An 11,997-nucleotide genomic window follows, 5' to 3' on the forward strand; every position below is an offset into this window, starting at 1 on the left:
TCTCTTACGGGTCGGGGCTGTCGATGGTCAGGTGTTGAGTGGCCTGGGTAGCGCTCGGCAGCGGCGCCCCTTGGCCAATCCACTCACCGTGGGTCGGCTGGCCAGCACGCGAAACACGTGCAACCAGTTGGACTTCGGCAAAGTCGGACAGTTTCATCTGCGGCATCATCGCATCAGCATCGGACAACTCTACCTCGATCGGCAACTGCGCCACCGTCACCCGCTTGGCCGCCAGCGGCATCGGCGGGCCCTTGCTGGCGCGGGCAAAGATAAACACGGTGTCGTCGGGCTTGACCTTGCCCTGCAACGCTGCCGCCAGCTCGACTCGCACCTTCAGGCGCGCGGCCACCGGCGCAGGCTCGGCAGCCTGGGCTGGCGCCCCCCCCAAACGCTCCGCCGCGCGGTCGATACCGCCCTGCAGGGCCGCGCGCGAGGCATCGCCTTCCGGCAACTGCGCCAGCAGGCGTTTCCAGTAATCAATGGCTTCTTGGTAACGCTCACCCTCAAAGGCAGCGATACCACGCAGGCCCAGGCTGGTGACTTCGTTGGGGTCGGCCTTCAGCGCTTCGTCAGTCAGGCCTTGCACCTGCGGGCTCCACTGCTTGTCAGCGGCAAAATACAGGGCCTGCGCCCACTGCCCCAACAGCTCTGGCTGGCGACCGGCCAAGGCCACGGCGCGCTCGAAGGTGCGCGCGGCATCGGCCGGGCGCTGCTCGGCCATGTAGGCACGGCCGAGGAAATACATGGCCTCGGCCGAATCCGGCTGGGCCTGCACCACACGCTCCAGGCGCGCGGTCATTTCTTCCATCGACTTCGGCGCCTCGGCAAACTCCTGGGTCAGCTCCACCTTGTCGGCCGCACCAAAATGCAGGTACAGGCCCAGCGCCATCAGCGGGACAAGCACGGCCGCCAGCAGCGGCAGCGTTTTGCCCAGATGGCCCTGGCGCGGGGCGTCTGCGCCTTCGGTATCGGCCAGCAGCTCACGGGCAGCCTCATCACGGCCCTTGGTCAGTTGCGCCTCGTCCAGTACACCGGCGGCCTGCTGGGCGGCGAGTTCGGCGACGCGTTCCTGGTACAGGGCCACGTTCAGGGCCGTGCGGTCTTCTTCCGGCTGGCGACGACGGCCACGCAGGATCGGGATCAGCAAGAAGCTGAGTGCAGCGAGCAGCAGCAGGCCCGCGCTAAGCCAGAATTCAATCATGGGTCTGTTCTTTTTCCAGCAGTTTGGCGAGACGCTCGCGTTCTTCGGCAGACAACTCGTTGGTGCCCTGCCCGGTGCTACTGCGGCGCCGGCGCACGATTACCGCCAACACCACGAAACCACCGGCCAGCAGAAGCCCCGGGCCGAACCACAGCAGCCAGGTACGCCCGCTGAGCGCCGGCTTGTAGCGCACGAAGTCGCCATAGCGGTCGACCATGAAATCGACGATCTGCTCGTTGTTCTTGCCCTCACCCAGCATGCGGAAGATTTCCCGGCGCAGGTCGGCGGCAATCGGCGCGTTGGAGTCGGCAATGTCCTGGTTCTGGCACTTGGGGCAGCGCAGTTCCTTGGTCAACTGCTGGTAACGCTCGCGCTCGGCCTCATCGCGAAACTGGTAGGTGTCGATGGCCGCCTTGGCCACACCGGCCAGGCTCATGCCCAGCACGGCGGCTGCCAGCCAGCGCTTCATGGCTTGGCCTCATCGACCAGGCCTTGGTAAAGCGGTGCCAGCTGCTCACGCCACACGGTGGCATCGACGATGCCCACGTGCTTGTAGCGGATGACGCCCTTGGCATCGATCAGGAAGGTTTCCGGTGCGCCGTACACGCCAAGGTCCAGGCCCAGGCTGCCCTGCTCGTCGCGGATGTCCAGCTGGTAGGGGTTGTGGAACTCGGCCAGCCACTTCTGTGCAGCGGCGTTGTCGTCCTTGTAGTTGACCCCGTGAATCACCACGCCCTGCTGGGCCAGCTGGTTCAGGTACGGGTGCTCGACCTTGCACGACGGGCACCAGGTGGCCCACACGTTGACCAGGGCCGGGCGGCCGTGCAAATCGGCCTGGGTCAGGGTGCGATCGCCCTGGGTCGAGGCCAGGGAAAACGCCGGGAACGCTTTGCCGATCATTGCCGAAGGCAGCTCGTCGGGCTTGAGAAAAAGCCCCTTGTAGAGGAACACCGCCACCAGCAGGAACACTGCCAGGGGGACTACCATGATCCAACGCTTCATGCAGCTGCTCCAGACACGCCCAGGGCCTCACGCACCCGGGTCTTGACCTTGACGCGGTAGCGCCGGTCGAGGGCCGCTAGCAACCCGCCCAGGCCGGTCAACAGACCGCCCAGCCAGATCCAGCGGACATAAGGCTTGATGTGCACGCGCACCGCCCAGGCACCGTTCTCCAGCGGCTCGCCAAGGGCAACGTACAGGTCACGGGTAAAACCGGCGTCGATGCCGGCTTCGGTCATCATCGACTGCTGCACGGTGTACAGGCGCTTCTCCGGGTGCAGGGTGGTCACTTCGCGGCCATTGCGGCTGACCACGATGGTGCCCTTGTCGGAGATGAAGTTCGGCCCTTCGAAGTGCTTGGCGCCCTGGAACAGGAAGTGGTAACCGCCCAGTTCCACGCTTTCGCCCGGGGCCATGCGCAGGTCACGTTCGGCGCTGTTGTTGCTCGACAGCACCACGCCCAGCGCACACACCGCCAGGCCCAGGTGCGCCAGCTGCATGCCCCAGTAGCTGCGGCCCAGGCCCGGCAGGCCCTTGACCAGGCCCTTGTGGCGGGTCTTGTCGAGAATATCGCGCAGCCCGCCGAGCACCACCCAGGCGGCCAGGGCGAAGGCGGTCAGGGTCGGCCAGTCGAAGTCGTCGACGATAAAACCGGCAACCGGCGCGAGGATGGCACTGCCAATCAGTACCGGGGTCATCATGCTGACCAGCCACTTGCCTGGGGTGTCCTTCCAGCGCACTACCACGCCAATGCTCAGCACCACCATCAGCAGCGCCATCAGCGGCAGGAACAACGCGTCGAAGTACGGTGGGCCGACCGACAGCTTGGCCCCGGTCAGCGCGTCGAGCACCAGCGGGTACAAGGTGCCGAGCAGAATCATCGAGGCCGCCACCACCAGCACCAGGTTGTTGGCCAGCAGCAGCGTTTCACGCGACCACAGGGCAAAGCCGACCTGGCTCTTGACCACCGGCGCACGCAGGGCGAACAGGGTGAGCGAGCCACCGACCACGAACAGCAGGAAGATCAGGATGAAAACACCGCGCGAAGGGTCGGCGGCAAACGCGTGCACCGAGGTCAGCACGCCGGAACGCACCAGGAAGGTACCCAGCAGGCTCAACGAGAACGCGGCAATTGCCAGCAGCACGGTCCAGCTCTTGAAGACCCCGCGCTTTTCGGTCACTGCCAGCGAGTGGATCAGCGCCGTGCCCACCAGCCAGGGCATGAACGAGGCGTTTTCCACCGGGTCCCAGAACCACCAGCCGCCCCAGCCCAGCTCATAGTAGGCCCACCACGAGCCGAGGGTGATACCTACGCCAAGGAAGGCCCAGGCGACAATGGTCCACGGCCGCGACCAGCGTGCCCAGGCGGCGTCCAGGCGGCCACCGAGCAAGGCGGCGATGGCAAAGGCAAAGGCGACCGAGAAACCCACGTAGCCCATGTACAGCATTGGCGGGTGCACGATCAGGCCAAAATCCTGCAGCAACGGGTTGAGGTCACGGCCATCGGTCGGCACCTGCGGCAACAGGCGCTGGAACGGGTTGGAGGTAATGATCAAAAAGCTCAGGAAGCCCACGCTGATCATGCCCATCACCGCCAGCACACGGGCCAGCATCACCTGCGGCAACTGCCGCGAGAACACCGACACGGCAAAGGTCCAGCCACCGAGGATCAGCGCCCACAGCAACAGCGAGCCTTCGTGGGCGCCCCAGACGGCGCTGAACTTGTAATACCACGGCAAGGCGCTGTTGGAGTTGCTGGCGACATAGGCGACCGAGAAGTTGTCGGTCATGAAGGCATGCGTCAGGCAAGCGAAGGCAAACGCCAGGAAGGCGAACTGCCCCCAGGCCGCCGGCCGCGCCAGGCTCATCCACAGGCCGTCGCCGCGCCAGGCGCCGAGCAGCGGCACGCTGGCCTGCACGGCGGCAAAGCAGATGGCCAGGATCATCGCCAGCTGGCCCAGTTCGGGTATTACCAGTGCGGCGTTCATGGCTTGGCCTCCCCGCCAGCAGCGGCCTGGCCGCTTTCCTTCAGGGCCTTGGTGACCTCGGGAGGCATATATTTTTCGTCGTGCTTGGCCAGCACTTCATCGGCCACTACCACACCTTCGCCATTGAGTTTGCCCAGGGCGACGATGCCCTGCCCTTCGCGGAACAGGTCGGGCAGGATGCCCCGGTAGGTGATCGGCACCGACTTGTTGAAGTCGGTGACCACGAAGCGCACGTCCAGCGAGTCGGACGAGCGTTGCACCGAGCCTTTCTCGACCATGCCGCCGGCACGGATGCGGGTATCCAGCGGCGCTTCGCCGTTGGCAATCTGGGTCGGGGTGTAGAACAGGTTGATGTTCTGCTGCAATGCGCTCAAGGCAAAGCCGACGGCAACCCCGACGCCGACCAGCAGGCCGACGATGAGCAACAGGCGTTTCTTGCGCTGCGGATTCACTGGTTGTTCTCCCGGCGCAAACGGCGCGCCTCTTCTTGCAGGTAGCGACGGCGGGCCAGCAGCGGTGCGGCGACATTCAGCCCCAGCACGGCCAGGCAGATGCCATAGGCCGACCACACGTACAGGCCATGGTGGCCCATGGCGAGAAAGTCACCGAAGGTGGCAAAGCTCATTGTGCGGCCCTCCGCCCCAGGCTGTTCAACACTTCGTCCCTGACCCAACTGGCGCGCGCCTCGCGCTTGAGCACTTCAAGGCGCATGCGCAATAGCAGCACGGCGCCGAAGAAGCAATAGAAGCCCAGCGCCGTGCACAGCAGCGGCAGCCACATTTCGGCGGGCATCGCCGGTTTTTCGGTGAGGGTGAAGGTGGCGCCCTGGTGCAGGGTGTTCCACCACTCCACCGAGTATTTGATGATCGGGATGTTCACCACGCCGACAATCGCCAGCACCGCACAGGCCTTGGCTGCACTGTCACGATTACTGATCGCCTGGCCCAGCGCAATAATGCCGAAGTACAGGAACAGCAGGATGAGCATGGACGTAAGGCGGGCATCCCACACCCACCAGCTGCCCCAGGTCGGCTTGCCCCAGATGGCGCCGGTGACCAGCGCCACGGCGGTCATCCAGGCGCCGATCGGCGCGGCACATTGCAGGGCGACGTCGGCCAGTTTCATCTTCCACACCAGCCCCACCACGCCGGCCACCGCCAGCATCACATAACAGGACTGCGCCAGCATCGCCGCCGGCACGTGGATATAGATGATGCGGAAGCTGTTGCCTTGCTGGTAGTCCTGCGGGGCGAAGGCCAGGCCCCAGGTGATGCCCACCAGCAACAGGAGCACGGCGGCGCCGGCCAGCCACGGCAGCATGCGGCCGCTGATGGCATAGAACCATTTCGGGGAGCCCAGCTTGTGGAACCACGTCCAGCTTATTTTCATCAGGGTACATCCAGGGTATTGGCCGGGCTTGAAAGCCCGGGACTCGTTATTCGCCGACGCTGATCTTCAGGCCGGCCGCTATCGCAAAGGGTGCCAGGGTCACAGCCAGGGCCGTGAGGCTGGCGAGCCAGAGCAGGTGGCCGGTTGCCGGCATATTTTGCAACGCCGCTTGCAACGCACCACTGCCCAGGATCAATACAGGGATATACAACGGCAGAATCAGCAACGCCAGTAACAAACCACCACGCTTCAGACCGACTGTCAGCGCTGCGCCCACCGCACCCAGTAGGCTCAACACCGGCGTGCCCAGCAACAGCGAGCCGAGCAGCACCGGCAGGCAATGGCTGGGCAGCCCCAGCATCAGCGCCAGCAGCGGCGCCAACAATACCAGCGCCAGCCCGGAAAAGATCCAGTGCGCCAGCACCTTGGCCAGCACCAGCAGTGCCAGCGGGTGCGGCGACAGCACCCACTGCTCCAGCGAGCCGTCCTCAAAATCGCTGCGGAACAGGCCGTCCAGCGACAGCAGCACCGCGAGCAACGCGGCAACCCAGACCAGGCCTGGCGACAAGGTTTGCAACAATTGGCTTTCCGGGCCGACGGCGAGCGGGAACATGGCCACGACGATGGCGAAGAACACCAGCGGGTTGGCCAGCTCCGCCGGGCGGCGGAACAACAGGCGCGCTTCGCGGCGCAACAACAGGATGAATACGCTCATGCCGCCCATTGCCCCAGGTTCAGTTCACGGTAACCGGAGGGCTTGCGTTCCAGCGCATGGTGGGTGGTGAGCACCACCGTGCCGCCTCGCTCGCAGTGGGCCGCCAGGTGCGCTTCGAGCTGCGCCACGCCCTGCTTGTCGAGGGCGGTGAACGGTTCGTCGAGGATCCACAGCGGCGGGCCGGCCAGGTGCAGGCGGGCCAGGGCCACGCGGCGCTGCTGGCCGGCCGATAGGGTGTGACAGGGGACGTCTTCAAAACCGCGCAGGCCTACCGCCTCCAGTGCCGACCAGATTGCCTCGCGGCTGGCCGGCTGGTGCAGGGCGCACAGCCAGGTGAGGTTTTCCTCGGCAGTGAGCAGGTCCTTGATGCCGGCGGCATGGCCGACCCACAGCAGGATGCTGGCCAGGGCATGGCGCTGCTCGGCCAGCGGCTTGCCACCCAGCAGAATCTGCCCGGCGGTGGGCTGCATCAAGCCGGCCAGCAGGCGCAGCAGGCTGGTCTTGCCACTGCCGTTGGGGCCGCTGATCTGCAGCATGTCACCGGCACCCAGCTCGAAATCGAGCTGCTCGAACAGCAGGCGCCAGTCGCGCTCGCAGGCCAGGCCTGCGGCTTGGAGGTGAAGGGTCACGGTTTCGCCTTATCTTTTTAGGGCTCCAGAATGGTGTCGTCCGCTTCGCGGGTAAACCCGCTCCCACAGGGCTCTGCGCAGCTTTCAAGCCCTGCGCCGTACCTGTGGGAGCGGGTTCACCCGCGAAGCAGACGACACCGCTCTAATGCCTTGTGTCTCAAGTCGCCCCCTACGCTGCCGTTATACTGGCAACCACGGGCGCCCGGCATTATTACACGCGCCGCCGCGCTGCCAAGAGGCCGGGTTCGACAGGTTGTATACAATCATGACTGAAATCAATAGTCTCGGCGCACAAACCGCGACCAACAGCCAAGCCATGAAGGCGGGCATGACCGGCGAACTGCTGCGCCTGATTCAGGCCCAGCCCGGTTTGCTGGCGCCTGGCGAGACCGCGCAAGCCGAAGTCGTGTCGTTGCGCCAGGCCGGTCAGGACTTTCAGCTGGTGCTGCGGCTGATCCAGGCCAACGGCGTACAGACCCAACTGCAGGCCAGCGCCAGCCAGCCACTGCCCCCGGGCAGCCAGGTCACCGTCAGCCAGACCGAAAGCAATCACCTGGCGATCATGTTGCAGCAGGCCAACGCCAGCCAGGTCGCCACCCTCACCCGCCTGGACATCAGCAAGGTCCCTATCGGCACCCTGCTGCAAGGCAAGGTCGTGACCAACCAGGCCTTGGCACAGGGGCCCGGGCAAGCACCGGTCTACCGGGCGCTGGTCAGCCTGCTCAACAGCGCCCAGGCCGGCGCCACCCTGAACATCGACAGCCCTCGCCCGCTGGCTATAGGCAGCCTGCTCAGCGCACTCGTGCAGGGCGACCAGTCGCTGCGCTTTGTGCCGCTCAGCGGCAGGCAGGACCAGTTGAACATCGCCCAGCAGTTGCTGACCCAGCAAAACCGCCAGGCCTCGCTGCCCGGCCTGCTCAATGCCCTGCAACAGCTCGCCCGCGCCCCGGACGCCGCGGGCGACCTGCGCGCCAGCGCCGAACGCCTGCTGGCCAGCCTGCCCGACGCGCGCCAGCTGGGCGACGCCAAGGGTGTGGCCCAGGCCCTGAACAACAGCGGCGCCTTCCTTGAAGCGAAACTGCTGGGCGGTTTCCCTGCCAGTGTCGCCACCGACCTCAAGGCGCACCTGCTGCGGCTGGTAGCCCAGGCTCAAAGCCTGCCGGCAGGTACCCCGAACCTGGCACCTGCCAGCTTGGCCGTGACCATGCCGGCACTGGCACGCAGCGCCCTGGGCATGCTCGAGCGGGTCAGCCCCAAGCCTCAACCCGGAGCGTTCCCGCTGCCCTCCCGCCTGCTCAAGGCCCTGGAAGACGAAGGGCATCTGCAACAGCTGCTGCGCTTGGCTGCGGCGGCCGTTTCGCGCCTGCAGAGCCACGCCATGAGCAGCCTGCAACAGTCCGGCACGCTGGAAAACGGCAACCTGCAGACCACCTGGCAGACTGAAGTGCCGATTCGTCATGGCCAGGAGTTCATCCCGCTACAGGTCAAACTGCAACGCGAAGAAACCCCGCAACAACAGGCCGACCGCCAGCATGAGGCACAAGACCCGCTGCAAGCCCTGTGGCGCATCGAACTGGCTTTCGACCTGGCACCACTCGGCCCCATGCAGGTGCAGGCGCAACTGAGCCAAGGCCGTCTCAACGGGCAGCTGTGGGCAGAGCGCGAGCCAACCGCGCGGCTGATCGATACCCAGCTCGGCGCCCTGCGCGAGCGCCTGTTGGCCCGAGGCCTGGATGTCGGCGACCTGGCGTGCCACCCCGGCACCCCGCCACAAGGCCCGCGCACGCGGGTGGAACAACGCTGGGTGGATGAAAACGCATGACACAGCAGCACGCCCGCCAGGCCATTGCCCTGAGCTACGACGGCCAGCAAGCCCCCACCCTCAGCGCCAAGGGTGACGATGCGCTGGCCGAGGCCATCCTGGCCCTGGCACGCGAGCACGAGGTGCCGATCTACGAAAACGCGGAGTTGGTGCGCCTGCTGGCGCGCCTGGAACTGGGCGAGCAGATTCCCGAAGCGCTGTACCTGACCATTGCCGAAATCATTGCCTTCGCCTGGCAACTACGGGGCAAGGTGCCCGCCGGTTTCAGCGACGAGCCCGAGGCGCCGCGCGACATCACCCCAGCAACCGCGCTGCTGCCACCTGGGAGCCAGCGGTAGCTATCTACCACCCCGGTTGGCACCCGCCGTTCAGCCTTGCCACTCCCGTCAATGAGCAAGGTGAATACCATGTCCACAAGCCGTATCAATGCTGCCGGCGTGCAATACGTCCGCGATCATCTCAGCCATGTGCCCCGGCCGGACCGCGAAGCCAGCCGGGCAATCCGGCAGTGGCTCAAGCAGCAAGGCCATGACCTCGACCCGGAGCAGATCGATGTCGTGACGCTGCATTACTGCCCAGATGGCCACACTGGCTACCTCGCAGCTGTTACACAATGCATGAGCTTGCCCCAGGCGCTGCTGAGCAACTGGCAAGGAGAATCCAACAATGACCTGTTCGGTGCCCTCTTTCGCGCGCCATGGGCGGGTCATTTGCCCAATGGCCCGCTGCGGCTTGTAGAAACCTTGCCGGCGCCTGGCTTCAACCATTACGGAGCCTCGCATGAGGTGTTCAACGGTTTGTTCCGCCGCACCACGCCGCAACGCTATGACACCTCTACCCACCTGCCGGTAGCCGCCGAAGCCTTTCAACACTTTATCGAAGCCCTGGACTTCCATACGCCATTCAAGGCCCAGCTGGACCGCTACTGGGGCGAGCATTTGCACAACCACCGCCTGGCCTGCAAACTCAATTTCATCGCCGCCTGTAACCAGCAGGTCGCTGAAGGCAGCCTCAGCGAAGCAGCCAGAAAGCTCATATGGCAAGCCGCCGGGCTGATGCCACGTGGCATCACCCTGCGCTTGGGCATGCTGAACATCTATGGCTACGCCGCCACCGACCTGCTGTACCTGAACGACCCTGCCAGTGACCTGAGCGTGCTGTACGTACCCGGCAACAGCTCGCCGTTGCTGGAGTTCAGCAGCCACACGCAGTTGCAGGACTGGGTTGGCCAGCAATGCAAAGACCCGCTCAAGCGCCAGGCCCTGAAGCAGCATTTCCGGCTGGCCGACCGCCCGCAGGGCCTCGACTTCAGCGGCCTGGATACCGCCCTCGAAGGGCTGGCCGAGTACCCCAGACGCCATCAGCTGCCACCTGAGCATGGCTATTTCAACGACGACGGCACTTGGCCACCGCGCACCTACGTGAACTACCGGCCCGACACCTACAGCCCGAGGATTGACGGCGACCTGTTCCAGGCCCTGGCCGAGCGCCAGCGCCAGTGCAGTTACGATGACGCCGATTTCCTCATTACCCGCGACAGCCAGGTCAGCAAAGCGCGCTGGCTCGGTTACCTGACTACCACGCTCAATCTGCTGGCCCCGCTGTGTCTGGTGGTACCAGGCCTGGCCCCGCTATTGGCCGTGGGCGGCATCGCGCAGCTGGGCCTGGGGCTGGACCAGGCGATCAATGGCAAGAGGCTTCTAGAGAAGCAAGACGGCGTTGGCACTATCACTTGGGGCCTGTTCAATGCCGCGCCTCTGGCAATCGTTGGCGCTACCAGGGCCAAGGCACTGTTCGAGTTCAAAACCGATGGTTTCGTCCCGCCAATACGACTGAACGAGCAGATCGGCTACCCATTGAGCCCAGTCTCGCCACCCCGCATCCCCGAGCCTGAAGGTGTGCAGTACTTCCACATGCCTGAGGCCATTGCACCACTGCCGGACGGCGACCAGGCCATCGCCGACTCGGTTATCCGCATGCCGCTCTACAGCAGCGATATCGACAACCTCGATGCAAGCATCGACACCTATAACGAACGCGTGGTCTACGACCTGGAACGCGATGTCTTCATTCGTGAACAGGACCTCAACGAAATCGACCCGGTCGGCTACGTCGCCAGGGCTGGAACCAGGGACCTGCAGCCTGTTCGCAGCACCCGCGCAGTCACCAACGCCATGCGCACCCGCAGCCTGCGCGCGCTGGGCGTCGACCTTGCGCTGCCCGTGGAAATCCCGGCATTGGCCGTAGAAAGCCAACCGATCCCCAAGCAGGTCGCATGCCTCTGGGTGGGTGACAAAGTCATCAGCCCTGAACTGCTGGCCAACCTGGGCAGCAACGCCGAGCGCCTCAACGACAGCCAATACAGCCTGCGCCTGTACCTGTCCAGCGCCGCCCCCGAGGCCTACGCCGAGAACCTGCGCCTGCTGGCTGAACAAGCGCCCGGGCTACAGGTGCTGCCATTGGAAGAGCAAGCTTTCTTCAGGGCTTTTCGCCAGAGCAAATACTACGCCCAGTACGACGCCGCACTGGACGGCAATGGCGGTATCGCCAGCAACTACGCCTCGGCCTCGGATGTGCTGCGCTACCCGATGCTGCACCATGAAGGGGGCTTGTACATGGATGTGGACGACACCCTGCTGGCCACTGGCGAAACCATCGACCAGGTCGAATTACGCACCACGCCCAACGGCCTGCTGCTGGCACCGCCCATGTCCAACGAAAAGTTGGGCATGAACTGCCTGTACAACACCAGCCTGATTGGCAGCCACCCCGGTAACCCCACCCTGGAAGCCATTTCCGAAGAGATGCATGCGCGTTACCAGACCAACCAGGATTTCTACGACAACAAGCCAAGCCTGACCGATGACCCGGCAAACTTTTACCGCTATGCCAACCGACTCAGCCGCATGACCGGCCCAGCCATGTTCAGCGATGTAGTCGACCGCCACCTGCCGGCGCTGCGTACCTTGCGCCAGCTTATCAACCTGTACGGCATGCCGCGGATCAACGCCTACAAGTTCGTCGACCTGCCGCGCAGCCAGGAAGCGATCCGCACACTGTTGCCACTGAACCGCTTTGCCAAGGTTGGCGGCAATCATTCCTGGAGCAGGACTTAAGCTGTGCCAGCCTTGCGCGGTCCCTGTAGGAGCGGCCCTATCGCGACACAAGGCCGCTCCTACAGGGACCGCGCAAGACGAACAGTCGCGCAAGGTGGTAACCATGTAGAACAACCTGAAGCCTCAGCCTGGCTACCG

General features: G+C 64.8%; 12 protein-coding genes. 3 read left to right on the forward strand and 9 right to left on the reverse strand.

All coding sequences use genetic code 11. From position 1 onward, the window contains the following. Positions 1 to 4: 4 nt before the first annotated feature. The 9 genes from ccmI to ccmA are packed head-to-tail and all read right to left on the reverse strand — an operon-like array spanning position 5 to position 6,921. A complete protein-coding gene (ccmI, locus tag ACI2KG_RS09470; RefSeq protein ID WP_404661687.1) occupies positions 5 to 1,201 on the reverse strand; it encodes a c-type cytochrome biogenesis protein CcmI in 1,197 nt (398 codons plus the stop codon). Then, positions 1,194 to 1,670, reverse strand: a complete 477-nt coding sequence (locus tag ACI2KG_RS09475) for a cytochrome c-type biogenesis protein (protein ID WP_404661688.1) — start codon at positions 1,668 to 1,670, stop codon at positions 1,194 to 1,196. Before ACI2KG_RS09475 ends, ccmI begins: the two co-directional genes overlap by 8 nt. After that, entirely contained in the window at positions 1,667 to 2,203 is a 537-nt protein-coding gene (locus ACI2KG_RS09480; protein WP_201206476.1) for a DsbE family thiol:disulfide interchange protein, read from the reverse strand. Before ACI2KG_RS09480 ends, ACI2KG_RS09475 begins: the two co-directional genes overlap by 4 nt. After that, positions 2,200 to 4,188, reverse strand: a complete 1,989-nt coding sequence (locus ACI2KG_RS09485; RefSeq protein WP_404661689.1) for a heme lyase CcmF/NrfE family subunit — start codon at positions 4,186 to 4,188, stop codon at positions 2,200 to 2,202. The genes ACI2KG_RS09480 and ACI2KG_RS09485 overlap by 4 nt, the downstream gene beginning before the upstream one ends. Further along, a complete protein-coding gene (gene ccmE / locus ACI2KG_RS09490) occupies positions 4,185 to 4,640 on the reverse strand; it encodes a cytochrome c maturation protein CcmE (protein ID WP_400613869.1) in 456 nt (151 codons plus the stop codon). Before ccmE ends, ACI2KG_RS09485 begins: the two co-directional genes overlap by 4 nt. Then, on the reverse strand, positions 4,637 to 4,813 hold the full coding sequence (gene ccmD, locus ACI2KG_RS09495) for a heme exporter protein CcmD (RefSeq protein WP_174370622.1): 177 nt from the start codon (positions 4,811 to 4,813) through the stop codon (positions 4,637 to 4,639). The genes ccmE and ccmD overlap by 4 nt, the downstream gene beginning before the upstream one ends. Further along, entirely contained in the window at positions 4,810 to 5,577 is a 768-nt protein-coding gene (locus ACI2KG_RS09500) for a heme ABC transporter permease (protein WP_404661690.1), read from the reverse strand. Before ACI2KG_RS09500 ends, ccmD begins: the two co-directional genes overlap by 4 nt. 46 nt (positions 5,578 to 5,623) lie before the next feature. After that, a complete protein-coding gene (ccmB, locus tag ACI2KG_RS09505; protein ID WP_012051653.1) occupies positions 5,624 to 6,292 on the reverse strand; it encodes a heme exporter protein CcmB in 669 nt (222 codons plus the stop codon). After that, positions 6,289 to 6,921: a cytochrome c biogenesis heme-transporting ATPase CcmA gene (gene ccmA, locus ACI2KG_RS09510; RefSeq protein ID WP_404661691.1), complete on the reverse strand. Its 633-nt coding sequence runs from the start codon at positions 6,919 to 6,921 to the stop codon at positions 6,289 to 6,291. Before ccmA ends, ccmB begins: the two co-directional genes overlap by 4 nt. Before the next feature lie 265 nt (positions 6,922 to 7,186). Here ccmA and ACI2KG_RS09515 point away from each other — a divergent pair, with 265 nt between their 5' ends. From ACI2KG_RS09515 to ACI2KG_RS09525, 3 genes are all read left to right on the forward strand, one after another. Further along, on the forward strand, positions 7,187 to 8,743 hold the full coding sequence (locus ACI2KG_RS09515) for a flagellar hook-length control protein FliK (RefSeq protein WP_404661692.1): 1,557 nt from the start codon (positions 7,187 to 7,189) through the stop codon (positions 8,741 to 8,743). Next, positions 8,740 to 9,081, forward strand: coding sequence for an EscU/YscU/HrcU family type III secretion system export apparatus switch protein (locus tag ACI2KG_RS09520; RefSeq protein ID WP_404661693.1), 342 nt, complete (start codon positions 8,740 to 8,742; stop codon positions 9,079 to 9,081). Before ACI2KG_RS09515 ends, ACI2KG_RS09520 begins: the two co-directional genes overlap by 4 nt. Before the next feature lie 69 nt (positions 9,082 to 9,150). Beyond that, positions 9,151 to 11,859, forward strand: coding sequence for a dermonecrotic toxin domain-containing protein (locus tag ACI2KG_RS09525; protein WP_404661694.1), 2,709 nt, complete (start codon positions 9,151 to 9,153; stop codon positions 11,857 to 11,859). The last annotated feature ends 138 nt before the right edge of the window (positions 11,860 to 11,997 follow it).

The organism is Pseudomonas sp. NPDC089407 (genome assembly GCF_044900445.1).
Lineage (GTDB): Bacteria > Pseudomonadota > Gammaproteobacteria > Pseudomonadales > Pseudomonadaceae > Aquipseudomonas.